This is a genomic window from Parapedobacter sp., assembly GCF_035556095.1.
Classification (GTDB): Bacteria; Bacteroidota; Bacteroidia; order Sphingobacteriales; family Sphingobacteriaceae; genus Parapedobacter.
Genome location: NZ_DATMFT010000032.1, coordinates 318,093 through 343,580 on the forward strand (window position 1 = coordinate 318,093; position 25,488 = coordinate 343,580).

18 protein-coding genes are annotated in these 25,488 nt (G+C 46.3%); 3 read left to right on the top strand and 15 right to left on the bottom strand.

Features of this window, described 5'->3' with window-relative positions:
* Positions 1 to 118 precede the first annotated feature (118 nt).
* A complete protein-coding gene (hutH, locus tag VNQ80_RS20820; RefSeq protein WP_325642365.1) occupies positions 119 to 1,684 on the top strand; it encodes a histidine ammonia-lyase in 1,566 nt (521 codons plus the stop codon).
* Positions 1,685 to 1,778: 94 nt separating this feature from the next.
* Here hutH and VNQ80_RS20825 read toward each other — a convergent pair whose 3' ends face one another.
* From VNQ80_RS20825 to alaS, 3 genes are all read right to left on the bottom strand, one after another.
* A complete protein-coding gene (locus VNQ80_RS20825) occupies positions 1,779 to 2,465 on the bottom strand; it encodes a response regulator transcription factor (protein WP_325642367.1) in 687 nt (228 codons plus the stop codon).
* Between the two features lie 101 nt (positions 2,466 to 2,566).
* Positions 2,567 to 3,664 (bottom strand): TlpA disulfide reductase family protein, encoded by a 1,098-nt coding sequence (locus tag VNQ80_RS20830; RefSeq protein ID WP_325642369.1) that lies wholly within the window; start codon positions 3,662 to 3,664, stop codon positions 2,567 to 2,569.
* A complete protein-coding gene (gene alaS / locus VNQ80_RS20835) occupies positions 3,664 to 6,303 on the bottom strand; it encodes an alanine--tRNA ligase (protein WP_325642371.1) in 2,640 nt (879 codons plus the stop codon). Before alaS ends, VNQ80_RS20830 begins: the two co-directional genes overlap by 1 nt.
* Before the next feature lie 227 nt (positions 6,304 to 6,530).
* Here alaS and VNQ80_RS20840 point away from each other — a divergent pair, with 227 nt between their 5' ends.
* Together VNQ80_RS20840 and VNQ80_RS20845 are read left to right on the top strand one after the other, a co-directional pair.
* The gene (locus VNQ80_RS20840) at positions 6,531 to 7,853 is read left to right on the top strand and encodes an OmpA family protein (protein WP_325642373.1); all 1,323 of its coding nucleotides are present in this window, start codon (positions 6,531 to 6,533) and stop codon (positions 7,851 to 7,853) included.
* Between the two features lie 144 nt (positions 7,854 to 7,997).
* The gene (locus VNQ80_RS20845; protein ID WP_325642375.1) at positions 7,998 to 9,770 is read left to right on the top strand and encodes a DEAD/DEAH box helicase; all 1,773 of its coding nucleotides are present in this window, start codon (positions 7,998 to 8,000) and stop codon (positions 9,768 to 9,770) included.
* Between the two features lie 79 nt (positions 9,771 to 9,849).
* On the opposite strand, the gene VNQ80_RS20850 is transcribed toward VNQ80_RS20845, so the two are convergent.
* From VNQ80_RS20850 to VNQ80_RS20905, 12 genes are all read right to left on the bottom strand, one after another.
* Positions 9,850 to 11,298 carry an MFS transporter gene (locus VNQ80_RS20850; RefSeq protein WP_325642377.1) on the bottom strand — a complete coding sequence of 483 codons (1,449 nt, stop codon included), beginning with the start codon at positions 11,296 to 11,298 and terminating at the stop codon, positions 9,850 to 9,852.
* Positions 11,299 to 11,437: 139 nt separating this feature from the next.
* Positions 11,438 to 12,838 (bottom strand): glucuronate isomerase, encoded by a 1,401-nt coding sequence (uxaC, locus tag VNQ80_RS20855; protein ID WP_325642379.1) that lies wholly within the window; start codon positions 12,836 to 12,838, stop codon positions 11,438 to 11,440.
* 25 nt (positions 12,839 to 12,863) lie between these two features.
* Positions 12,864 to 14,234 carry a tagaturonate reductase gene (locus tag VNQ80_RS20860; protein WP_325642381.1) on the bottom strand — a complete coding sequence of 457 codons (1,371 nt, stop codon included), beginning with the start codon at positions 14,232 to 14,234 and terminating at the stop codon, positions 12,864 to 12,866.
* Between the two features lie 31 nt (positions 14,235 to 14,265).
* Positions 14,266 to 15,354 carry a PmoA family protein gene (locus tag VNQ80_RS20865; RefSeq protein WP_325642383.1) on the bottom strand — a complete coding sequence of 363 codons (1,089 nt, stop codon included), beginning with the start codon at positions 15,352 to 15,354 and terminating at the stop codon, positions 14,266 to 14,268.
* Positions 15,355 to 15,364: 10 nt separating this feature from the next.
* A complete protein-coding gene (locus VNQ80_RS20870; RefSeq protein WP_325642385.1) occupies positions 15,365 to 16,705 on the bottom strand; it encodes a Gfo/Idh/MocA family oxidoreductase in 1,341 nt (446 codons plus the stop codon).
* 197 nt (positions 16,706 to 16,902) lie between these two features.
* The gene (locus VNQ80_RS20875; protein WP_325642387.1) at positions 16,903 to 18,183 is read right to left on the bottom strand and encodes a 6-bladed beta-propeller; all 1,281 of its coding nucleotides are present in this window, start codon (positions 18,181 to 18,183) and stop codon (positions 16,903 to 16,905) included.
* Positions 18,184 to 19,371, bottom strand: coding sequence for a 6-bladed beta-propeller (locus VNQ80_RS20880; protein ID WP_325642389.1), 1,188 nt, complete (start codon positions 19,369 to 19,371; stop codon positions 18,184 to 18,186).
* Between the two features lie 44 nt (positions 19,372 to 19,415).
* On the bottom strand, positions 19,416 to 20,687 hold the full coding sequence (locus VNQ80_RS20885) for a 6-bladed beta-propeller (protein WP_325642391.1): 1,272 nt from the start codon (positions 20,685 to 20,687) through the stop codon (positions 19,416 to 19,418).
* A 120-nt stretch (positions 20,688 to 20,807) separates the two neighbouring features.
* Complete coding sequence (locus tag VNQ80_RS20890; RefSeq protein ID WP_325642393.1) at positions 20,808 to 22,001, bottom strand: 6-bladed beta-propeller; 1,194 nt, start codon at positions 21,999 to 22,001, stop codon at positions 20,808 to 20,810.
* Between the two features lie 204 nt (positions 22,002 to 22,205).
* A complete protein-coding gene (locus tag VNQ80_RS20895; RefSeq protein WP_325642395.1) occupies positions 22,206 to 23,399 on the bottom strand; it encodes a 6-bladed beta-propeller in 1,194 nt (397 codons plus the stop codon).
* Between the two features lie 271 nt (positions 23,400 to 23,670).
* On the bottom strand, positions 23,671 to 23,892 hold the full coding sequence (locus VNQ80_RS20900; protein ID WP_325642397.1) for a hypothetical protein: 222 nt from the start codon (positions 23,890 to 23,892) through the stop codon (positions 23,671 to 23,673).
* 78 nt (positions 23,893 to 23,970) lie between these two features.
* On the bottom strand, positions 23,971 to 25,053 hold the full coding sequence (locus tag VNQ80_RS20905) for a 6-bladed beta-propeller (protein ID WP_325642399.1): 1,083 nt from the start codon (positions 25,051 to 25,053) through the stop codon (positions 23,971 to 23,973).
* Positions 25,054 to 25,488: the final 435 nt, after the last annotated feature.

The following is a 25,488-nucleotide window of genomic DNA, read 5'->3' on the forward strand; positions in this document are numbered from 1 at the left end:
CCGCTGATATGATCGATAGAAAATTTGGATTTTTATTTTGGAAAAAAACGAATATTGGTTACCATTGTAAAAAGCGCTTTCCACACGCATTACCAAATCAAGCACAATGCATGGTACTATGAAGAATTTCCGATACGGCACTGATAAACTAACGATAGGTAAAGCCATGGCACTCACCCACGGCAAGCTCCACGGCACGTTATCTGCGAAAGACCGACATAAAATCGATCGCTCTGAATCGTATGTAAAAGATATTGTCGCCCATAACGAGGTTGTATACGGTATCAACACCGGGTTCGGCCCGCTTTGCGATACGATTATTACGCCGCAAGACACGGCCAACTTGCAGCATAACCTTCTCAAAAGCCATGCGGTAGGGGTCGGCAAGCCCATACCACAATCAATCGCCAAAACGATGATGATCATTAAAGCGCAAGCTTTGGCCCAGGGGTATTCAGGCATACAACTACGTACCCTAGAGCGTATCATCTGGATGGCTGAACAGGATATCATCCCTGTTGTTCCTGAGCAGGGCTCGGTGGGCGCCTCCGGCGACCTGGCGCCGCTTGCCCATCTCTTTTTGCCACTTATCGGCCTTGGGCAAGTGTATTATAAGGGAGACATTGCGCCCGCGAGAGAAATATTGCAAGTACGGGGAATGCCCCCACTCCAACTAGCCCCAAAGGAAGGGCTGGCACTAATCAACGGCACGCAATTCATTGCTGCCCATGCCGTACACGGCTTGTACCGCCTGCATAACGCCCTTGAGGCTGCCGATATCATCGGTGCCATGTCTATTGAAGGATTGATGGGGTCTTATAAGCCTTTTGACGCACGCCTGCATCAAATACGGCCTTTTCGGGGAAATCAATTAGTCGCTCATCGCCTATGGCAACTATTGCATAAATCCGAAATTGCCAATTCCCATCCCGATTGCGGTCGCGTACAGGACCCCTACTCACTACGGTGCATTCCACAGGTGCATGGCGCGTCGCGTACGGCGTGGCTACATCTCAAAGACCTCACCGAAATAGAAATCAATTCGGTGACCGACAACCCGATTATCCTGGGCCCTCATGACACCATTAGTGGGGGGAATTTCCATGGTCAGCCGCTAGCTATCGCACTGGATTACGCGGCCATCGGTGCAGCAGAGTTGGGAAACATTGCTGACCGCCGATGCTACCTGATCATTGAGGGTCGATACGGCCTTCCCAAGCTACTCATCCAAAATGCAGGATTAAACTCCGGGTTCATGGTACCGCAATATACCGCAGCAGCATTGGTATCTGAAAATAAAACCCTTTGTTTCCCTTCCAGTGCGGACAGCATCCCCACTTCCCTTGGCCAAGAAGACCACGTTTCGATGGGATCAATTAGCAGCCGGAAATTGAATAAAATCATCGATCACCTCGAATATATCTTAGCAATCGAGCTCCTGTACGCAGCTCAGGCAATGGACTTCCGAAGGCCGCTCCGTTCATCGGAAGTACTTGAAGCGTGCCACGCACTGGTTAGGCGCCGTGTGCCTTTTGCTGAATGTGACCGCATTTTTGCCTACGACATCAACAACCTTCAACAACTGATCAGCAGCGGAAAATTCGTAGAAGCGGCAAACAGCGCTGCCACGACTCACGACTACGATCTAAACCAAGCAGCTTATGACGCTTTCAACATTTCTTGAGCGATACACCAACCATTCCCACTACGTTTCACCTAGAAGTAGTCGCCTACAACAATTGTTTTCCACGCATGGCGTATTTATCGGAGAAGCGCCGCTAAGCTTCGAATTTATACCCCACCCCTTTCACTGTGGCTACATAATCTTCACCGATTTTCTCCCGTAGCTTGCGTATATGCACATCGATGGTACGATTGGTGACCACTACCGAGTCTTCCCAGATATTTTTAAGGATTGCTTCACGTGTATATACCTTGCCGGGTTTGGAAGCCAACAAATACAACAATTCAAATTCTTTCTTGGCCAGCACGATTTTTTCGCCATTTTTGAAGACTAGAAAAGCCTCCCGGTCGATTACCAAATCTTTGACCTCCAACTTTTCATCAACCGGCTCATCATTTTGCATATTCCGCCGGAGGATGGCATTGATTCGGCTTAACAGCGCACGTGGTTTGATCGGTTTCGCAATATAATCATCCGCCCCAACGTTGAAGCCGGCGATTTCAGAATATTCTTCGCTACGAGCGGTAAGAAACACCATGAACGTGCTTTTGAATTCGGGCATAGCACGCATAATTCGGCATGCTTCTATTCCGTCCATTTTAGGCATCATGACGTCGAGGATGATTAAATCTGGCATTACCTTCTTGGCGGTCGTCACCGCTTCCTGCCCATTCGAGGCGGTATATACTTGATACCCTTCTCGCTTGAGGTTATAGGCTATCAACTCAACGATATCGGGTTCGTCATCCACTACCAATATCTTTTGCTTTATGGAACTCATGGTATCATTTTTTTGCTAAAATATGTACATAAGGACAATAAATGGTTAAATCAATATTAATAAATCATTAAACCATACCATCCGTTAATGCAAACGACGCATTAATCGAATGTCTTTTCCAAAAAAGCTTCTAAGTCTGCCCCCCGCAGATTCTTAGCGATAATGATACCGTCAGGATCCAGCAAATACGATGTCGGTATCGCCTGTATGCGATACAAGCCCACCACTTCACTGCCCCATTGCTGCAAGTCCGACACCTGGGTCCACTCCAAACCATCCTCCTTGATGGCCCGTAACCAGGAGCCGGGATTGCCATCTAACGATACGCCGAGCACGGTAAACCCGTTATCCTTAAAGCGATGGTATTGTTCCACAATATTTGGATTCTCCTCACGGCAGGGCACACACCATGATGCCCAGAAATCAACCAATGTATATTTTCCTTTGAAATCCGCAAGCTTGACTGGCTGGTTATTTGGCGTGAGCGATTCGAAATCGGGTGCGGGCTGTCCGACAGCCAACACCTTCAACCGGGCCATTTCTTCCAGGAATTGCCGCACGCGGCCGTTGTCATCCCACCGTCCGGTAATTCGGTCGGCATAGGCGATTAGCTCGGCTTCCGCCAGCTCCGTATCAAGCGTCGTCATGGCATAGAATCCAGCCAGGTCGTCGTGTTCTTCGGCAAAACGAACCGTTGCTTTGCTATAATCAGCCATCTGCTGGCGGTACAGTTGCAAAAAGCGCTGTCGTAGTGCCATCAATGCAGTATCATCCAATCCAACAGCCTGATCGGCAAACGACTCCTCCAATTCCTGCTGCAACCGTTCTTTTTCTGCAAATGTAGCCGCAAAAAGCTTGATTTTATCCGAAAGTGCCGAGCCGGTCACTTCATAAGTATCGATTGGCTTCGTTATATCCGCATGGAATGAAACCCGATCACCGTTTTGGAGAATAAAATGATACCTGTTCCGACCTGCCTCCAGGGTAAGCAATCGCGGATGTGGTGCCGTACGCTGAAATTTGAACCTGCCCTGTTCATCGAGAAAAACCGAATCTAATTTGCGCTCACCTTCATAGAGCACTACGGTTTGTATATTCTCGGCATGGTGTACCTGTCCATCGATCACGAAAACCTCATCGCCCGCACAGGACGACAATAAAAAAAGTACCCATCCCAGGATTACTGTCAATCTATTCATTACTTCCAATCTACTGTCGCACCGGATTGCACATACGCTTTGGCCTTGGCCAGCGCTCCTTCCAAACCGTTTATGTCCTTACCACCGGCAGTAGCATAAAAAGGCTGACCACCACCACCGCCGCTTATTTCTTTAGCCAAGTCGCGTACGATGGCCGCCGCATTCCAGTCGCGCTCCTTTACCAAGTTTTCCGAAACAACCACCGTGAGTCCGGGCTTCCCACCGATAACCGTACCCAACACCAAAAAGAGATTATCCATGTGGCTTTTCAATGCGTACGACAGCGCCTTCACGGCATCGGCCGTTGGTAGGTCTACACGAGCTATAATGGCATTGACCCCATTGATATTTTCGGCTTTGGCCGCCAGCTCCCCCTTCAGTTGAAGTGCTTTGTCTACCACCGCCTGTTCCACTTCTTTCTTTAGCGAGCTATTTTCTTCGAGCAGCCGGCTGAGGGCCGAGACAGGATCTTTGGGATTATTGAGCAACGTACCGATTTCGTTGAACATCTGGCTTTGTTCGTGGACAAATTGTTCAGCAGCGGATCCGGTGATAGCCTCCACGCGTCGCACGCCGGCGGCGACAGCACTCTCGGAGGTGATTTTAAAAAAACCAATCTGACCGGTTCCACGCACATGCGTACCGCCACATAATTCCTTCGAAAACCCATCGTCAAAAGTAATCACCCGCACCTCATCGCCGTATTTTTCGCCGAATAACGCCGTCACTCCCGCATCTACGGCCTGTTGAAATGGCACCCCCCGCTCCTCTTTCAGTGGAATGTTTTCGCGGACCTTCGCGTTCACTATTCGTTCAATCTGCGTCAGTTCCTCCTCACTTACCTTTGCGAAGTGTGAAAAATCAAAACGTAAGTAATCGGCGTTGACCAACGAGCCTTTTTGGTTCACGTGGTTCCCCAGCACCTGTTTGAGTGCAGCATGCAACAAATGGGTTGCGGAATGGTTAGCTTCCGTATCGCGCCGTTTTGCCACATCTACCTTAGCCGTGAAAGTGTCTTGCGGATCGTCGGGAAGTTCCTGGGTGTAATGCACCACCAACCCATTTTCCCGCTTGGTGTCTATCACGGCAACAGATTGCCGGCTATCGCTACCGATTAATAGGCCGGTATCGCCGACCTGTCCACCGCCTTCGGCATAAAAAGGTGTTGAAGTCAGTACAATTTGGTACCGATCCTTGCCTTTTACGGTAATCTTCCGATATTTAACAATTTCGGTTTCACATTCCAAGCGGTCATATCCTACAAAGTCGCTTACATCGCTTTCCCGCAAAACGACCCAATCACCTGCATCGATAGCGGTTGCTGCGCGCGAGCGATTTTTCTGTTCGTTTAAGGCCAGATTGAATCCCGGCATGTCTACAGCCACCCCCTTTTCCCTCGCCAGCAATTCCGTTAAATCAATTGGAAAACCAAAAGTATCATAGAGTTCAAAGGCAAAATCCCCGCTTATCGCACGGTGCTCTGTGACGTAGTTCTCAAAGCGGTTTACACCGGCGACGAGTGTTCGTAGAAAAGACTGTTCTTCTTCCAGCACTACTTTTTGCACAAACGCTTGCTGTGTTATCAATTCGTCAAATACACCTTCAAATTGCTTGGCTAGTAATGGCACCAACTCATGCAAAAAGGGCTCTTTAAAATGGAGAAATGTATAAGCATAACGCACACCCCGCCGAAGAATACGGCGAATCACGTACCCTGCTTTATTATTAGCCGGCAGTTGACCATCAGCAATGGCAAAACTTACCGCCCGGACATGGTCGGCCATTACCCGCATGGCAATATCGGTTTGCTCATCTTTTCCATAGGGAATTCCGGCGCGGTCAGCGATATACGCGATAATCGGTTGAAATACGTCCGTATCGTAATTAGAGAGCTTGCCCTGGATAACGCGTACCAGCCGTTCAAACCCCATGCCGGTATCCACGTGCCTCGCTGGGAGCGGTTTGAGCGCGCCATCTTTCTGCCGGTTGAATTGCATGAACACCAGGTTCCAAATCTCAATGACCTGCGGGTGGTCCGCGTTGACCAAGGTTTTCCCGTCTACCGTGCGGCGTTCACTATCCGGCCGGCAATCCACATGAATCTCTGAGCAGGGACCACATGGCCCCGTATCACCCATTTCCCAAAAGTTATCCTTCTTGTTGCCCAAGAGGATACGTTCTTCCGGGACTAGCTGTTTCCAGAAGCCATAGGCCTCTTCATCAAGCGGTAACCCGTCGCTATCATCCCCCTCGAAAACGGTTACGTATAACCGGTCGCTATCCAGTTTATAAACCTGGGTAAGCAGCTCCCAGCTCCACGCAATCGCCTCTTTTTTAAAGTAATCACCAAAACTCCAATTGCCCAACATCTCAAACAACGTATGGTGATAAGTATCGATACCCACTTCCTCCAAGTCATTGTGCTTACCGGATACGCGCAGGCAACGCTGCGTGTCTGCCACACGGGGATGTGATGCAGGTGCTTCTCCCAAAAAGACATCTTTGAATTGGTTCATGCCCGCATTGGTAAACATCAATGTAGGGTCGTTTTTGATTACTACGGGGGCTGATGGTACAATTTGGTGGCCCTTACCAGTGAAGAAAGCCAAAAAAGCTTCGCGGATTTCCCTGCTTGTCATCGAAAAAATGCATTTAATATGTCCCGCAAACTTAGTCAAAATTGGCTGTATTTGCAATGTGAGGGCCGCTTGGGAGAAGCCTGTTCCCACTACTATTCATCTACTTACATTTTTCCGTTTCGGAGTCGTTTATTTACGTCTCATGCCAAAATTCGAATAAAACTGGCGCGTTAATTGTGCATGAGCTGACAGAATCAAAAAAAACAATGCATAAACAAATACGACCAATGAAGAAAAAGCTAACTACAGTGGGGTTATTGGCGGGTATCGGCATCCTTTCCGCCACCCAATTAATGGCACAAGCACCCGTCATCAATGAAGTAAAACCATTCGCCCCCGAATCCGAATACCGCACGTGGTCCATCGGTGCCCACGTAGGTTTGTTAAACCAATCCAACCTGATCGGCTTACGCCGCAGATTCGACCAAACGGAACAAAGCCTCGGCTATGGATTGTATGTAAAAAGGCAGATTTTGCCCGGCTTTGGTATCCAGGCGGAATATATAGGCGGCAAGGTAACCGGTACATATGAGAACAATGATAACCGTTTCGACACAAAAATGCCCTGGTCTGTCGCTGTCTCCGGCAATGTAACCTTAGCCAACATCAACTGGCGGCATCACCAAGGCATTATCAAGCCGTATTTAAATGTCGGGTTGGGTGCACTCGGCTTTGAGCCGACCACTGAAATCAACGGAACGACGACAACATACGAAAAAACGACTAAATTATTTGTCCCCGGCGGTGTGGGGCTGAAGTTTGCAGTTACCCCCGATATCGCGATCGATCTGGGTTACCGGCTTAACCTCGTGCAGTCTGCAAATTTCGACGGCGTAAGCCGTGGTGGCGGTAAAGACATTTTTTCTTACACCCACCTGGGTGTTGAATTTGCCTTGGGCGACAAGCGCAAGCCGTTTTTAGGGAACAGCAACCCGGTATCGGCCATGCAGAAAGACTACCAGGCGCAATACGACGAAATACTCGCACAAAAAGCAGCATTGGAAGCACAGCGTGCAGAAAACGCAAAACTACATGAACAGGTTGAGCGCCTCTATGCCGACCTAGCCGATGATGATGGGGATGGCGTTGCAAACCGCTACGATAAATGTCCGGACACGCCCGAAAACACGAAAGTTGACGGTGCCGGCTGCCCCCTTCCTGAGGCAAAAGCACCGGTTGTACAAAAGGTTGTCGTAAGCGACGAAGACCGGCGGGTCGTTGACGAAGCCATCCAAAACCTGGAATTCGATTTAGGGAAAGCCACCATTCGTCCCACGTCGCATGTGAGCCTAAACAAAGTGGCAGCCCTTCTTATTGAGAAGAACTTCAGTTTGAAATTGGCGGGTCACACCGACAATACCGGTTCGATGCAGACCAACATGCGCCTTTCCAAGGAGCGGGCTGAAGCGGTAAAAGCATATTTGGTAAGTAAAGGAGCCAACCCATCGCGTATTGAAGCAACGGGATATGGGCCTACGCAACCGATTGCCAATAACAATACTGCTGCAGGTAGACAGGAAAATCGCCGCGTGGAGTTCACATTATATTAAAATAACGGTCACCCCGACCAATAAATAGCCGCCATGCACACCATGGCGGCTATTTTATTTTTTCTTTTTACCTTTGAATTTCAATAGATTAACCGTACCTTTGCACCGCCTTAGGCAATAGTGCCTATTGTATAAAAAATATTCATGAACCCATTTATTGAATTGGGAATCCGTCATGATATTGTTAATGCCATCACAGAGTTAGGGTTTGAATCCCCTACTCCTATCCAGGAACAAGCCGTTCCCGTATTACTTGGAGGCAGCAACGATTTTGTCGGATTAGCCCAAACTGGTACCGGCAAAACCGCAGCATTTGGTCTGCCTTTATTAGAATTGTTGGATTTCTCTCAAAAGCACCCGCAGGCACTCGTTCTTTGCCCTACGCGTGAGCTGTGTTTGCAGATTTCCAAAGACATTGAGAAGTACGCAAAAAATCTCCCAGATGTACATGTTGTAGCTGTTTATGGCGGCGCGAGCATCGGCGACCAATTGCGTCAAATCCGTCGTGGCGTACAAATTGTCGTTGCCACACCGGGTCGTATGCTCGATATCATTGGCCGCAAAGCCATTGATTTTTCTAATGTACGTTACGTCGTATTGGATGAAGCGGATGAAATGCTCAACATGGGCTTTCAGGAAGACATCAACAATATCCTGTCTACTACTCCCGACGAGAAAAAGACATGGCTTTTTTCAGCCACCATGCCTGCCGAAGTGCGCCGGATCGCCAAAAAGTACATGACCGATCCATTTGAGCTCACCATGGGCACCAAAAACACGGGCAATGCGAACATTGACCACCATTACTACGTTATCCGTGCGCGCGATAAATACGCCGCCTTCAAACGTATCGTCGATTCCAATCCGGAAATCTTCGGCATCGTATTCTGTCGCACGAAAATCGAGACCCAGGAGATTGCCGAATCGTTGATAAAAGACGGGTACAACGCAGATTCGTTGCACGGCGACCTTTCGCAGCAGCAGCGCGACAAAGTGATGAAACGTTACCGTGATCGCAGCCTGCAATTGCTTGTGGCTACGGACGTTGCTGCGCGCGGCATTGACGTAAACGATGTGACCCACGTAATCAACTATTCGCTGCCCGACGAGCTCGAAAACTACACTCACCGGAGCGGCCGTACAGCCCGCGCCGGAAAAACAGGCATCTCCATTTCGTTGATCAACCTGAAAGAAGTAGGTAAAATTCGACGGATTGAAAAGGTAATCGGCAAACCATTCACCAAAATGGAAGTACCGAAAGGTAATGCCGTGGTTGAAAAGCAACTCTTCGCGCTCATTGGCAAGGTCAACGACGTGGATGTCAACAACAGCCACATCGATCCCTATCTGCCTAAAATCATGGAAAGTTTAGGTGAACTGAGTAAAGAAGAAATCATCAAACGGTTTGCTTCGCTCGAATTCAACCGATTCTTGGAATATTACCAGAATGCACCCGACCTCAATGTTGATGCGAGTGAAGCGCGCGGTGGATCGGAACGTAGGGGTGGTGCGGAACGTTTCGGCCGCGACGGTTACAAATCAGACTATACCCGGTTGTTCATCAACCTGGGGTCAGTCGATGATTTCAGTCGTGGGGATATCCTCGGCTACATCTGCGACAACACACGGATCAGCGGCAAGGCTATTGGCAAAATCGACCTCAAAGGTGTGTATACTTTCTTTGAAGTGGAAAACACCTCAGTCGACAAAGTTTTCAATGGATTCCAAAACGTCGATTTCAATGGACGTACCGTGCGGGTAGAAAACGCCGGCGACAGGCAAAGCGACGGCCGGGGAGAACGACGGAGCCGTTCATTCCGGAATGGTGGCGGAGAAAGTGGAAATCGCCGCAAGCGCGAGCATGGCGGTGGATTCCGTGATTTTTCCAGCAAGCGCCGTGAAAAAAGCCGTTGGTAAATCCAACCACTTCTTCAAAAAGCAAAAAATCCTTTAGCTGGTGCTAAAGGATTTTTTTTGAGCGATGCTTTTTGATTTATTAATCGATGTCGGTAATCGGTTCGTAATGCGGAACCAACGATTTCATAATGAACCATCCGATCAAATAGGATACTGCACAGATAGCGAAAATGATGAAATATCCAGCCTCGATTCCCTCGAAGCCCATGAACTTCATATTGGTATCGACCGAATAGTCGAACAATAAACCAGAGCCTTTGTTGATCAGGAATGCACCCACACCACCAGCCATGCCCCCTATCCCCGTAATCGTAGCGACACTGGAACGGGGAAACATATCGCCGATTGTAGAGAAGATATTAGCCGACCACGCCTGATGCGCCGCTCCGGCAATACCAATGATCAACACGGGTATCCACACAGAAATATGGCCGAGCGGCTGCGCAAGCAATGTCAGCAATGGGAAAAACGCAAAAATAAGCATCGATTTCATACGGCCTGCATACGGGTTCATACCTTGCTTTTCAACAAAATAGGTAGGTAACCATCCACCGATGATAGACAACAGCGTGAGCGCGTACAGCGTAAAAATATGCCATGCACTCTCGGTCGAATCCAGGTTATATACCGAGCTGAGGTATGCCGGTGTCCAAAAAAGGAAAAACCACCAGACGCCGTCCGTCATAAACTTACCCGCCGCAAAAGCCCATGTTTGCCGATACTTGAACGCCTGTGCAAAAGACATTTTTCTACGCGGCACCGCCACTTCAGTGGCCAAGATCCGTTCGTTGTCAACCACGTCATCTTGTTGGATGTAGGCCAATTCCGCGGCGTTTATCCGCGGATGCACGTGTGGCTTCTTATACATAAAAATCCAAAAACCCATCCACACAAACCCTAATGCGCCAATAATGACAAAGGAAGCTTCCCATCCATAAGCCGCCGCAATGAACGGGATGGTCAATGGTGCAGCCAGTGCACCTACCGTAGCACCCGCATTAAAAATACTTGTAGCAAACCCGCGGTCTTTCTTGGGGAAGAACTCCGCCGTTGCCTTGATCGCGGCAGGAAAGTTACCCGATTCACCGATAGCAAGAATGATTCGAGCAAAAATAAACAACGTCACGCTGACCGAAATCACGGCGCTTACGTCGCCAACCGTACCGATAAGCTCCTTCGCCTCCTCGAACCCCACAAACCAATTGCCTGTCAGGATACCCGAGGTAGCTATCCCACAAAAGGCGTGGATACAGGCGCCGACCGACCAAACGGCAATCGCCCATAAAAAACCTCGCTTCGTATCCATCCAATCAACTAATCTCCCGGCAAACAACATGGACCCGGCATATACAATTGAAAATACCGCAGTGATGTTACCGTAGTCGTTATTTCGCCAATGAAATTCGGGAACGATAAAATCTTTCCAAGTAAGGGATAGCACCTGCCGATCCAGGTAGTTTATCGTGGTTGCGAAAAACAAAAGTGCACAGATATTCCATCGGTAGTTACTTAACGGTTGAGAAGTCATAATACAAGCATCAAAAATGATTAGATTTACTACGCGTAAACGTTTACGTCTTTCCAAATATAGAAAGACTTGTTGAATCGCCTACTTTTCCCATCGGAAATTCTGCGAAATCGTTTTCGTATAGGTAGGTGTTACGTGCTTATCGCTCCCACCCAAAATACCGGTTAGCATTGTTGTAACAAATATCTTGTATTACCTGCCCGATCCATTCCAAGTCATTAGGCAATTCACCGTTTTCGACCTCCGTTCCAAATAGGTCGCACAGCAATCTTCGGAAGTACTCATGCCTTGGAAACGACAAGAAACTCCGTGAATCGGTCAGCATCCCAACGAACCGGCTCAGCAAGCCCATGTTAGCCAGTGCATTGATTTGCTTGGTCATCCCATCCTTCTGGTCAAGAAACCACCATGCAGACCCAAACTGGATTTTACCGGGTACGGAGCCATCATTGAAATTACCGATCATAGTTGCCATCAGTTCATTATCGGATGGATTGAGATTATACAAAATGGTTTTGGCCAATTGGTTATCACGATCTAATCTATCCAAAAATGCGGAGAGGGCCCTGCCTTGATTAAAATCACCAATGGAATCCCAGCCGGTGTCCGGCCCCAATTGCCGCATCATGCGCGAGTTGTTGTTCCGTAGCGCGCCCAGGTGATACTGCTGTACCCATCCTTTATCAGCATCCCATTGTGCAAATAAATGCAACATGGCCGACTTGAACTGGCGATGTTCACCAACCGATATGTTGCCGTTATCCATTGCCGTTTTAAAGATGCGTTCGATGGCTTCATCCGTATATCCATCGGCATATAGCTCTTCCAACCCATGGTCGGAGACCGTACAGCCCATCGTTGCAAAAAATTCATGGCGCTCCTTCAAGGCATCAACAAAGTCAGCAAAATGGGTTATCGATCGACCTGTCACTTCCGCCAGCCGCAAAACATATCCGTTGAATTTTGTGGTATCACTCAAATCCATGGCTGCGTCGGGCCTGAAGGCCGGGTATACCGGCAATTCATATCCGTTCAACGCACGATGATGGCCAAGACTATCTACCGGATCGTCAGTCGTACAAATTACCTGAACGTTCATCCGTTTCAACAAGCCCCGGACGCGGTATTCGGGCGATTTCAGTTTTTCCGTCGTTTCGTCGAAGATTCGGTCGGCTGTGTTGGGCGACAGCAGTTCCGAAATGCCAAAATAGCGCTTCAGTTCCAAGTGTGTCCAATGATATAATGGGTTACGTAATGTATAAGGCACCGTTTCCGCCCATTTTTTGAACTTCTCCCTGTCGGACCTATCACCGGTGATATAGCTTTCATCCACGCCGTTGGTGCGCATAGCCCGCCATTTATAGTGGTCGCCGTTGAGCCATACCTGTGTAATATTATCAAATTGTGTATTTTCGGCTATTTGCTGCGGCGGAAGATGGCAATGATAGTCGATAATCGGCATAGCTGCCGCGTAATCATGGTACAACGCTTGTGCGGTCTTCGTATTCAACAGGAAGTGTTCGTCCAGAAATTTCTTCATCTTTATAAAATCTAAAGCCGTCAATCTAAAAGTTGATATGGTCGGTCGTCGATCCAATTACTTCCAATACCGGTCGTTGCTGGAGTTGCTCCAGGTAATTCTTGACTGACGGCAGGAAACCTCCCAACGGGAGCAGGTCATTTTCCCATGCTGCGAGCAAGTGGCTGGATTCAGTGCGCCCTGCGGCCCGCAAATACCCCGCAAAGCCCAAGGCCATGCAATCCGCTCCACCTTTGGTCCCGTTGCTAAAGTATCTTTCGAGCGTTGCCAAATTCCGCATCCGCATTTTTGACGTATAATTCGTACTGATGCTCTGCCATTGGTGATGGAGGTATGGATTGGCGAACCGATCGATGACCCGGTCTGCAAATTCACGCGCTTCTTCCCTACCTACGCCTATTTCCACCAATGTGGGAATAATTTCGCTATGCATCAATTGCTTCACGTAGGTTGAAAACGCCTGATTTGCCATGGCTTCCTTCACCGTGTCAAATCCGGCCAGTATAGCCAAACCACATGCAAACGTATGGCTGCCATTGAGTAGACGAAGTTTAAGCTCTTTGAATTTTCCGATATCAGGCGTGACGACAACCCTACTGTCCGCCTGCGCAAAGGAGAGCACTTCAAGCACCTGCGGATGGGAAGATTCGATGGCCCATAAGCAAAATGGCTCAACCATAATGGCCAATTCGTCTTTGTAGCCCGATTGACTTTCGGCCCGTGCCCGGTCATCACCTTTTAAACCGCCAGGCACTATCCGATCGACCAACGTATTGCAGAAATAGTTACAGTTTTTCACCCAGTCGATAAAGCCGGGCGTTAGGTTACTGCGTTCTGCTAACGCGATAACGATATCTTGTAACCGCTTTCCGTTTTCGTCGATAAGTTCCGTGGGAAGTACCACCAACCCCTTATCTGGCGCTCCATGAAACGTGCTAAACCGCTCGTATAGGACCGCGGTCAACTTAGCGGGGAACGATGCCGGAGGCGAAGCAAACACGTCATCACGTTCATCAAGCGCGATCCCCACCTCCGTGGTGTTAGAAATAACAATTGCCAATGCCGGATTGCGGGCACTACTTAAAACGGCATCCCAATCGTCGGCGGCTGAGATGACCCGGTTGATTGCCGATACCAGTAACTCCTCCTGTACATCCCGGCCATCTTCCACCCCTTTGATATAGACGGTGTACAAGTTGTCCTGCCGGTCAAACTGATCCGTGCCTCCCTTATCTGTTGACTTGACCATTACAATACTTCCACCGAACAAGCCTGCCCGGTTTGCCTTTTCAATAAAGTAATCCGGCAACCCGCGGAGTAACACACCTGTTCCAAATTGAAGTACCTTTTCGGGGTACTTCACCCGGTCAAAAAACTGCCTATTTAATAATTCCATTTGGAAAAAAACCACTACAATTTTTACCAGCTTAAGATTGGCCGCCGAATTCCGAAAACTGATCGTTAATGGCTGCAGCATCCAACATGCTTCCCGTGTGGATTAGGATTTTGTACCTGAATCGGGTAGAGGCATCCTTACCCAATTTAAAGTTAAGTACGTCCTTGCCATCGCTGAGCGCCTTTTGTCCCAGCGGGTTGGCTGCAAACAAACCATATCCACGCGCATGCCAATAGGTTGGATATCCAGGGTTTTCGGGATGGTCAAGGATAACGAGCGAAACATCCTCCCCTTCGATGGTGCCGTTCAAGGTTACCCATTTAGCCCGCGTTCCCCACACGTCGTCACCTTCAATACCCTCGCTACTCACATAGTGTCCCGTAACCCCGTCGTTGTTCGCTTGGGCCACCTCCGTAACGATACCATTGGCGTCGGTAAATTTTGCAGGCTCATCGGAAGGATGTTCGAGTTCACGCGCCAAACGTATTCCCAGTACCCCTTCTTTGTTATCGTTAAGCGACACGTCCGTCAATGCCGTCAATTTAATATCGAGCACAATGGACGTATTCCCTTCATCGTCTACTTGAAAAACGTACCGAGTATCTTCCTTCAAGAGGCTATCGCCCTGTGGCCCTTGCCAGTACTTCGTTACATCAAGTACGCCGGTATTGCCATTGGATTCCGTGCCATTGACTGCCGCATGGTGGATACTACCGTAGCCCATGCGCTTTTCGGCCGGAATAGCCATTGAGTTATTCCAAAAATCCAATCCATTTACATCGCCGTAGTTGAACCACAACCCGACGTGGTGGGGGTGGTCCGTCCGTTCGTTCGCGCGGGGTTGCACAGGCCATCCTCTGGTAATGAAATGCCCCGCTTTGGTACGCAACGGAAACAGCACCGGTTTTTTCAAACTATCGGCGTAGCAATACGCAGTATAGGGTTGGCCATCCAGTAATACGGCAATGCTGTTACGCTCGGCGTGTGCTACAAATGAAAACCGGTCGGCGTCTTCGCCAACCTGAGCAGACTGCGATTGCCCAGACTGTGATTGTCCACAGCTCATAAAGGCCGCGGCCAGCACCAGCGCACCCATTAATATCTTTACGTCTTTTTTCACAAATCGCTAGTTAAGAAACCACCACTTCCTGTTTTTCATCGTCAAAGGTTACCCGCTTGCCAGTCTCATAGGCAGTATGCCCCATGATATTGGCGACGGAATGGTTGTATCCCGCCACCACATCCGCGTTCGGCTTTTTGCGGCTGCGCACGCACTCCATCCAGTTGAGCATGTGCAGCGACGTCATCGGGTCGCCCCCGGTATTGGCCGACGTTTCGATTTTGGCAGCGTTTGAAAGTGTGAACGGTTCAAGCAGGTTTGCCTTCATTCCCATCTGGTCGGCCATACCTTGCGTCAACCCACCTTGCGATGTCACTTCGTTGGTATCAAGATTCAGGGATCCGCCGTTAGAAAAATAAAGTTCTTTCACCCCGCCTGCGGAGTTGGTAAACCGGGAAGAATACTGCACCTGGAATCCTTTGGTAGGATCATTAGCCGGTCCGTAGTCCATTACCGCTGTCAGCGTATCTGGATTGGTGCGGCCATCATTCCACAGGTAAATGCCACCGTTGGCCACCACGCTACGCGGATGTGGCAGGTCGGTGAACCAGTGCACAGTATCAATCTGGTGTGCCATCCATTGGCCGAAAATGCCGGATGAGTATGGCCAGAACAACCGGTATTCCAGGTAATAGCGTGGGTTCCACGCCACTTTTGGGCGGTTCATCAAAAAGCGGTTCCAATCGGTATCCTGCTCGCGGATTTCTTTGGTTAGCTGGGGCAGCCGCCAGCGGCCGGGTTGATTTACGTTCCAAGTCATTTCAACCATCTTGATATCCCCGAATTTACCCGACCGGATGTACTCGTTGGCCGCAATGTAGTTAGGTGCGCTCCGGCGCTGTGATCCCACCTGCAATATTTTCCCCGTTTCCTCCACGGCCTTCCGCACTATTTTGGCGTCTTCCATCGTTTCGGCCAAAGGCTTCTCCACATAAACGTCTTTACCCTGGCGTACCGCTTCCGCCGCGATCAGCGCATGTTGGAAATCGGCTGTACTGATGATTACCGCATCCACATCGCTCCGTGGGAAGAGTTCGTCGTTATTACGGTACTTTGCAATTTCGATACCCGCTTTTTCCTTCGCATACGCATAGGCCTCATCGCGGCGCCTGTTCCATAGGTCGGAAACGGCCACAAACTCAAAATTCTGGGCTTTCGCGTGGTTCATAAAGCAGGGGAAGAGCGAACTCTTAAACCGATTGGAAAAACCGACAATCCCCACCCTGACCCGATCGTTGGCTCCGATGATCTTACTGTAACTTTTCGCACTGAAGCCCATGGCAGACAGCCCGACAACACCAGCTCCCAGCGAAGCCTTTTTGATAAATTCTCGACGTGAATTTGCTTTCATCTTTATTTGATTTTATAACGGTATGAACAATGCGAGTAAGCGACGACGCCTTCCAGCAACTGCCTTAATTACAAAGCGGGTATGCAGCTTTGAGCGTAACCGCTCGAATACACATATACAATGTTAAGGTATTTGTAGAGGGATAGCAAGACTAGCGGCAATAAAATCTACGCAATCGATACCGGAAACGTTTACGATTAAAAATCCTCAATTGTAAAAAACATCAGTATAGGATTATCGATATCACTCAATGAATCGACCCAAGAAAGCTTCTCATGTTCGATTTCTCTTTTCGATATTGAATTCGATCTGGAAGTAATTACAGCAGCCGGATCAATCACACTTACAAACTCCGCTTTATAGACCGCGTCGGGGAAACTAAAATACAGCATATCTTTGCGTTGGCCAATAGCATATCCCACGCCACACATCGCATTCCCCGTTCTACGGGAATAGAATAGCCCCCAAGGCCCCATATACCGCCCTCCCCTTTCCCCTTCGAAAAATACGAAGTCATCAATCGGCAGCATCTTACCTTTAAATTTATAAACGCCCTCGGTATTAAAAGCCGCCGAATAGTCTGCGAGGGTAGACTCGTCGTTCAATAACATTTTCAAATCATCACTCCCTAAATCAACGGCATAACTGGCTTTTAACTCCCTTTTATCAATATCAAAATTGAAAATCGTATCGCAAAATATCGGTGCAAAATAAACGTCACTGGCACTTTTGACTAATTCGTGATTCGAAGTAAAATTCCTGATACCTGCAAGCTGATTATAATGTGGGCGGAACGTAACGATGATTTCTTTACAGTCATTGGTCACGACAATATCGTTATCTGCTATTGATGGGATATGCAGATTAACACTATTACCTTGGAAATGAACAAATAGGCCACCTGCTAAATACTCAAACCTATGAAAGAAGAAGCCAACCTTTTCAGCTTTCAAGAAAACGCCATCTTCCGAGAAATGCAGGCACTGGTCGCGTTGATCATCATATAAAACAATGGTATTGCTATCGCTATTAAAAGATACATCCCTGATAATAGCATATTCCTCCGGCCCTTTACCAAGTTGTTGGATTTTCGCAATAAATTTACCGGCATGATCAAAAATAAATACCCCGTGCGCTTTCGTCTTATCCACCACGATTATGCGGTCGTCCGAAAAATACAATTTATCAACCCGCCCAATTAAAACATCGGCGTGTGTTTCCAACTTTACGTATCGAACATCCTTAATCAATCTATCAAGATCTACGGTCGAATCCCCGATGCCTTTCGGTATTTCTATATGCCTAAAATCAGCCGAAAGCGAGTTCTCGCCTTCGACAATAAGCTTTTCATCAATTAAATCCGCGTATCCTTCCAATCGCTTTTTTATATCATCGGCCCTGGATTGCGAGCTGTCGCACGAGAGAGCGAAAAAAACAACAATCACAAAAAAACAAACCTGTCTTTTCATCTTACCCATTTACTTTTCTTTAAGAAACAATACAATCGGGTTCGCCATTTCATCCAGCTTACTGAAACGCAAATGGTCCTCTTCTGTCAGTGGAACTTTATCCAAGAATTCCTTTTTACCTACACTAAGCAAACGAATAGGATCAATGATGCCCACATATTCATCGGCATGCGCCATCTCTAAAAGAAAGGGCAGCCGGTAGCCACCGAAAAGATCATAGTCCATATGATCGCTATCGTATAAACGATTATCCCTTTTATCAAATAGGTAAACTGTTTGGTGTATGGGCATCTGCTCTTCCGTTCGGGTTATCTTCAGGTAGGAAAGGTAGTTAGCCCCTTCAAAAAAGGACATCCTGCTAGAAATCTTTCCGGCATTAAATAACTCTACATTTTTTTCTATTTTTAAGTCATGGGTAGGTCGTCTTATTATTTCTTTCCTTTCGGCTCGTTCATCTTCAGGCAAGCGGACGGCATAAATTGGTACGGGCTCGTCAGCCGTCACATCATAAATTGTATCCGTAGGGTGCCAAAACAAGAACCGGGCCTGATAACTACTCATCTCACCAATTTTAAAGTGTGCTCGATTCACTTCGAGTTTTTGGTCGGCGATTGACAGGTCAGACCGATTTACTTTTAACATATAATACCCCCGATTAACGAGTGCATCGTTGGCCACTACATACACGGAATCTTGGATAGCCATCCCTTGTAAGAAAAATACGTCTTTCGCCTTTGTGGCCCCCACAAACGAGCCGTCAAGCGTATAAGTTAACATCCTTTGGTCATCCCCCGAATGCGAATACAACAAGATAGCTTTCCGCTCCGGATCAATGGTGAAATCGACCAAGAAAGCATACTCCTCCGGGCCTTTCCCCTCCGTACCGATTTGACCCAAAAACGCGCCCGTATACTTATCAAACGACATCACGCGGCGTTTACCCATTGGCGGCGTCCTGTCCATGATGAACAGGTAACGGTCTAAAACCATCATTTTCGAAACAGACGTAGCCAGGAGGCTTTCCGAACTGGTTTCCAAAAAGACGAAGGCAAAGTCGCTGAAAAAATCTGATAATTTGCTTTCTTCCGCCTGGGATTCATCGATAGTGGGCAATGTCCCGCGGTTCGAGGACGACTCATCGCCAGTACCACAACCGATGAACAACAGCAGCCCAGTAATTAGCGACAAATATTTCATCTGGTCATGTTTCAATATATACTATAGCTTTTCCCACCAGTTAGCTACAAAATCTTGTAAACTAACAAATAGGGGTTATCATAATCAGAGTACCCATTAAATTTGCTAAGCAATAGATCTTTCTCCGGAGAATCTTCCGGCAACACCGTTAAAGGTAATAACAGTTCAGGCGGTGTTACATAGGTAACAATAGACTCCTTGTCGTAATAATAAAAATCATGCTTAAAAAAAGCAAAAATGGGCTGGTCAATTATCAAAGATGGACTATATACCGATTGCTGGTCGCCGCGGTTATAAACCAATGTACCACGGGCTCTCGGATTATTAATGGAAAATATTGCCCGCGTATCTAATTCGATATAGTCTCCCGAAAAATAACCTTTCTTGTTCATCACCGTGGAAGAAAACGTACCGTCATTCATTTCTCGGCCGGTGGTTAATTCAAAGCCATTCTGCTTAAATTGCAAACAATATTTTTTCATTAGCCCACCATCAACATTAACCTCGTAAACCATATTTGAGTATCGTGGATAATAAAAAACATGCTCCCCGAATTTCCTCAACTGTCGCTGATTATAATAAGAAAAATCTCTTTGCTTTGGATCACTTGGAAAATGCATTGCTTGTATATTGAAATTGGTATCGCAGACGATCAGCGAGTAACCATCGATATCGGGCATATGCCCGTTATACGCTCCTTGACTAGCCAAAACCCACGTACGATGATCGAGCGATTCGATACCACTAAATAAAAACGGGATGGTCTTCGAGTGTAAAAAACGGCCTTCCAAGGTATAGAAGTTCAATTTCCTACCTGTTAAGTCCAATAAAACAATCTTTCCTTGGTCAATATCGATCGTAAAATCCTGTATGTCATAGTATTCGGTTGGCCCCTCTCCTCTGGCTCCTATTTTTCCCACGAATTTTCCCTTCCGGTCGAAAATAAACAGCGCTTTCGAAATCTCTGTATCCGCAACAAAAATATATTCGCCCTGTACAACTATTTTATTGATCCTCCCAATCAGCGATTGTGGCGTTGTTTCCAATTTGATAACATGAACATTGGTATCTGCCAGCTCAGAATACCGGATAAGATTCGCCTCATTATCTACCTCCAGTGAGGTACAGCCATCTGAAATAATGCCGTCATTACTTACTTCTATCTGGGCGATCTGGGTACTGTCCTGCCGCTCGGCGTGATTTTGACACGAAACGATTATCCAAAACTCAAAGCAAGCAAAAAGAAAATATTGCCATTTAAAACACGTCATGAGTCGATTTATTTTAACGGTTTGTAGCGGATTGCCTGGTAACAACGCACCAACTTTTGATTAGCCTATTCATAATTTTGGTTCTTATTGGGTCTCGTTATTCCGCAAGGTAAGCAAACATCCGCTCTTTTCGGCTATCGAAATATAAATTTTCTGAATCCTGTTTCAATCATCGATTCCAAATTTTATTAATATTGGATTGTCGGTGTCCGTTGCCTTCACGTTTAATATTGCTTTCTGGAAATCCGACAATGATTTATTGTTGACGATCTCGTTTTGATAGGCAATAAATATAGGCGCTTCAACACTGGTCCATACTTGACCGTTGATAACTGTCTTTAAATGTACCCATAACCCGTTAATACTAAAACCCAGACTAGCGCTATTCATATTCTTATAATTCACCTTATCTATCATATAAAATCCTATTCGGTTTTTGTTAAAAGCAAAACGAGTAAATAACCAGTCTTGGGTTTCATAAACCCCATCAATCGCAAAGCCTTCTTCGATATAATCCGAATATCGGCTTAAATCATAACTTTCCAATCTATTGCTGGTTCTATTTTGAAAATAATAACGAGGAGTAATACCCAAACGATCAACAGTATAAACCACCGGTATATACCGCTCAAAGAAACGCACTGAATCTTCATACTTATAAAAATCCGCTCCGGTGATGCCTTTCTCGTCCGCTTGATTAAAAGGAAGCAATTTCCATTTTATTTCTTCATGCTCCTTATAAACAAGTCTAAAATCATTCCCCTTATAAATATTTTTATATTGAGGGTTATATAGGAAGTAACTAGCTTTGTCAATCGGCATAAAAAATCTGTACGCGAAAAAACCCGGATTGCTCCTGTAACTGGTAGAAGTGGTTTCTCCTGACATAAGGTTGTATTTTAAAAAGTTCCATTTATTATCCCATATTTCAATTTTCTGACTCCATTCGTTATAGTGAACATCTGAGATATGCTGATATTCACCGGGGCCCTTGCCTATCCTAGCAATTAATTTTTGAAACCTCCCATTATTGTTGAAAAGCAAGACTTTGTCTGACACTTCGTCTGCGATTACGATGTTCGAATCTACCTGCAGCAAAATCGAAGGCACAGCAAAAATGGAAGAATCAGTTGTCTCCAGCTGAATAATCTCTATATCGGATATTAGATCGAAGAGGTCTATATAATCGTTCTCATAGTCGCCGCCTTGAATGAAGATAATGGAGTCTGCTGACGTAGGGAACGTAACCGTGTCGTCACCATGTGGGATACAACTTACCATCAAACAAATAATACCGTAAAGCGGGATTAATGCGAGCACGCCATGTAGATTTCCTTTTGCTCGGAAGTATTTATCCATAAACGGATGTAGTTATTGGGGATAATATGAATAGCCTATTTAATGTTTATGAAACCATCATGATTTTTCAGACCACACAGGGGGATGAATAAACGGCTTCAGCCATCTTGAATGCCGTTGAAGTCAAACACAAATGAAAAATCTGATAGCTTCATCACCGAAAAAAAAGCAAATTTAAATAGATGAAAAAAAATTTCATAGGTGCTAAGGAAATTCCAATTTAAACGTCACCAATACCGGATTATCTCCCGGTTTCAGTTCCGGAACCAAGGCATAAAAATCCGGAAAATTCTCACGCACCAATTCATTGAATGAGACACGGTTTCTCACATAGTCTGCATATTCAGCTCGAAGGTAAGTAATAAAAGTGTCGTCTTCCATCAATCCTAATACGGGCGAATTGGAAATCGGGAAACCAAGCCGCAACGGTTTCAGTATCTTTTTCCCCCGCACTGTGTCCACCAACTTCCTATTGCAAAAAGCGGAAGGTATGACCGACCGTCCGTCTAAAAAATTAAATGAAATCACATGCTCCGTTTCTGCAATGCGGTCTCCCAAACGTGAATAGTTATATCTCTCGTCCGATTTATATGCCTCATACGAAGTACGCATGGGCAGCGGAAGCGCCTTATCACCAAAATCAAACACGTATTTGGGATAGATTTCCTGGCTCGCTGTCAATTGGAATACGGTATCCGAAAGCGTGGGATGGAAAAGTGCGCCGTTGGCGTTCCCCAATAAAAAACTATGGTCGGGCAGCATCACGTTAAACGTTTCAGGAAAAGGAAAGAATCTATCCAGCACACGGCTATTCTCATCCATAACGATCAGGTTATTCGGGCCCGAAACGTCATTGTCGTTTTGATTGATGAAGTAATGGAATCTATCACCGATCTTCGCAAATGAACTGGCAAAGACATTGGTCTGCATTGTCCGCAAGTAATTACCCTCCATATCATATTCCATCACAGCCCTTTCGTTATTGCTTAGCAATAGAAGTTTGTCTTCCTCAGTGTCAAGCAGGAAATCCATCAGGGTGGTGAACTCGCCGGGGCCGCGCCCGATGTTCCCGATCGATCGGATATATTTCCCTTCTTCCGAAAAAACCTTCAGGGCGGCGAACTGCCTATCATGAACATAAAACTTACCCTTATGAAATACGACCTTGTCAATATGAGCCAGCAAACTATGCTCGTTCGTTTCCAGCGGGATAAAAGCGATCTCCCGGATCAGTTCCTTGTAGTTTTCCACGGACTCCATTGCCGCGATATCAATAACGTAGCAATCCCCATTATCGGCGTATCCTATTTGATTTCCTTCTCCATCTCGGTCGGTGCAGGCGCTAACGATAAAAAGTGAGAAAACAATAAAACACCAACTTTTGATGAGCTTATTCATAATTTTGGTTCTTATCGGGTTTCGTTACTCCGCAAGGTAAGCAAACATCCGCGATTTTCGGCTATCGAAACCTGAAATTTCAACGATTTACAACTTACGACTTTACGTTGCAGAAACCGGTCGATGTTGATGACATCTATTTTTGGAAATTTAACCTTTTTCAAGGTGTTGAAATGTGCGTCATTAGTCACGACGAAAAGATAGGCCGATAGGTTGATTGCTGAGCAATCGTGACCAACAGTACGTTGATGTCCAAGACAACAACCATGCGTTACTTCCGTTTACGCTCGTGGCCTCCAGCCCATTCCTTCATGGTGTCGTTATTCCAATTGTTCTCCTCCCACAACCGATCCATTTCATCACTGGCGGTATCCACAAAGTATTTTAACAGGATGTTTTTCATCTCTGCCAACTGCTTCTCAGGCAGGTCGTATTTAAACAACTTCAACAGCTCCTTCTGGGCGTTTGACAATTTCCCAACAGCTTCCATCATCCTACGTTTTATACACAAATAAACCTAATCCGACCAGTATTTGCAAATTCATTTGTTCGGCCCTTCCTTTACAACTTACTACCTTAACGTTGCAATCATTAATACAGGATTTGAATCATAATCAATCCTTCCTGCTATTTCTTGCATTTTTTTACTTTCAATTCCCGATTTCACAATGTAATTACGTTGCAATTCAATTTCCTGTGGCTGCATGACGTGTACCAGCAGACTATCCAAAGCGCAATCAAACTGTAAAATAGGCACATGATCAATATCATTTACATAATTAACCGTAAATCCTTCCTTTGCGGTTTTATCGTAATAGTAGGTGTAATACCGTCGATTGTGAACATATTGAATCAACGAAAAATTCCTGATGTCGATTACGTTTCCCAAAAAATGAGTGGACTGATTCATGATCTCTCCCTGCCTTTTCGAGGACGATGTCCAATAAAACTCATCCAATAATCGCTTCGGACCACAATCAAGCAGGTATTTTACCTCCATATCGGCTCCATCATATTGATAGATCGTATCTGAATGCATCCTTGTTATCGTATAACCATCCCTCTCACCATTGCCAACGACGTGGATGAGTCCCGAATAGACATTGGGGTTTATAGGCGATAAATGCCACCCTTCAATCCAATTCCCTAAGGAATCAATGGTACACATGAAATTGGAGCTAAATGGTCCCGGTGAACTTTCATAAGAATGGCCGTCTCTCAACAACAAGATTTTATTACTCGTGATTACTTGGAGCTTGTCGTAGGCCGATTTCATTTTTATCGAAGAGACAAAACCCCCGGTTACCATATTGTATTTAAAGATTTCACTAAGGTCATTGCTTAAAACGTACAGCATATTATTTTCTGTGTCTATACAAAAATCTTCGATAGACGTGAATTCCCCCGGACCTTTACCAGGACCAATCCGGTATACAAACTGACCCGAAGTATCAAACACGAATATCGATTGCGTATGTTCCTTATCCATAAGGAAAAATTTGTCGCCATGCATCACCAGTTTATTGATATCGCCGATCAGCGATTCCGGGTGATCGTTTGACAGAAACACATAATTCATCTCGGTAGCAATTTTCGAAATCTCAAGGTTCACTATCTTTTCGGCGTTGATCTCAACAGTGGTTGGATTGCCCATCGCAATCTCCCGATTCTCATGGGCGCGCTCTTGGCAACCGAAAATTAACCATAAAGCGCATACACATCGGTTTATTCGCTTGATTATCATTATTCCATATTTGGAGTTATAATGCATCACTGTTACCCCACCCAAGCCCATGTTTCCTTATTCTTATCTTAGTACTGATGCGTTAACTTTTTGCATCAAATAAGTTTAACAATTTTTGTTCTTTGACACTTTGATTTTTTTGATTCTGAGCGATTAAATCCTTTAGCGGTGTCTTATCAAACGCCGAGATTCCGAACCTATCTTATATGATACTCCCTATTTGCTGGACAACTATTGCACTAATTTAAGATATAATCACGACACATTTTTGATTATCTGATAGAACCTTTCATTGGGTGTTACCCTACCGATGGATTTGTGTCTTCTTTCGGTGTTGTAGAACCG

Excerpts from the sequence above, each read along its gene's own strand:
- VNQ80_RS20840 (WP_325642373.1), top strand. The coding sequence starts at position 6,531 with ATGAAGAAAAAGCTAACTACAGTGGGGTTATTGGCGGGTATCGGCATC.
- VNQ80_RS20890 (WP_325642393.1), bottom strand. The coding sequence starts at position 22,001 with ATGGATAAATACTTCCGAGCAAAAGGAAATCTACATGGCGTGCTCGCA.
- VNQ80_RS20850 (WP_325642377.1), bottom strand. The coding sequence starts at position 11,298 with ATGACTTCTCAACCGTTAAGTAACTACCGATGGAATATCTGTGCACTT.
- VNQ80_RS20845 (WP_325642375.1), top strand. The coding sequence starts at position 7,998 with ATGAACCCATTTATTGAATTGGGAATCCGTCATGATATTGTTAATGCC.
- hutH (WP_325642365.1), top strand. The coding sequence starts at position 119 with ATGAAGAATTTCCGATACGGCACTGATAAACTAACGATAGGTAAAGCC.
- VNQ80_RS20830 (WP_325642369.1), bottom strand. The coding sequence starts at position 3,664 with ATGAATAGATTGACAGTAATCCTGGGATGGGTACTTTTTTTATTGTCG.
- VNQ80_RS20875 (WP_325642387.1), bottom strand. The coding sequence starts at position 18,183 with ATGGGTAAGATGAAAAGACAGGTTTGTTTTTTTGTGATTGTTGTTTTT.
- VNQ80_RS20900 (WP_325642397.1), bottom strand. The coding sequence starts at position 23,892 with ATGATGGAAGCTGTTGGGAAATTGTCAAACGCCCAGAAGGAGCTGTTG.
- uxaC (WP_325642379.1), bottom strand. The coding sequence starts at position 12,838 with ATGAAGAAATTTCTGGACGAACACTTCCTGTTGAATACGAAGACCGCA.
- VNQ80_RS20870 (WP_325642385.1), bottom strand. The coding sequence starts at position 16,705 with ATGAAAGCAAATTCACGTCGAGAATTTATCAAAAAGGCTTCGCTGGGA.
- VNQ80_RS20880 (WP_325642389.1), bottom strand. The coding sequence starts at position 19,371 with ATGAAATATTTGTCGCTAATTACTGGGCTGCTGTTGTTCATCGGTTGT.
- alaS (WP_325642371.1), bottom strand. The coding sequence starts at position 6,303 with ATGACAAGCAGGGAAATCCGCGAAGCTTTTTTGGCTTTCTTCACTGGT.
- VNQ80_RS20905 (WP_325642399.1), bottom strand. The coding sequence starts at position 25,053 with ATGGGCAATCCAACCACTGTTGAGATCAACGCCGAAAAGATAGTGAAC.
- VNQ80_RS20825 (WP_325642367.1), bottom strand. The coding sequence starts at position 2,465 with ATGAGTTCCATAAAGCAAAAGATATTGGTAGTGGATGACGAACCCGAT.
- VNQ80_RS20895 (WP_325642395.1), bottom strand. The coding sequence starts at position 23,399 with ATGAATAAGCTCATCAAAAGTTGGTGTTTTATTGTTTTCTCACTTTTT.
- VNQ80_RS20860 (WP_325642381.1), bottom strand. The coding sequence starts at position 14,234 with ATGGAATTATTAAATAGGCAGTTTTTTGACCGGGTGAAGTACCCCGAA.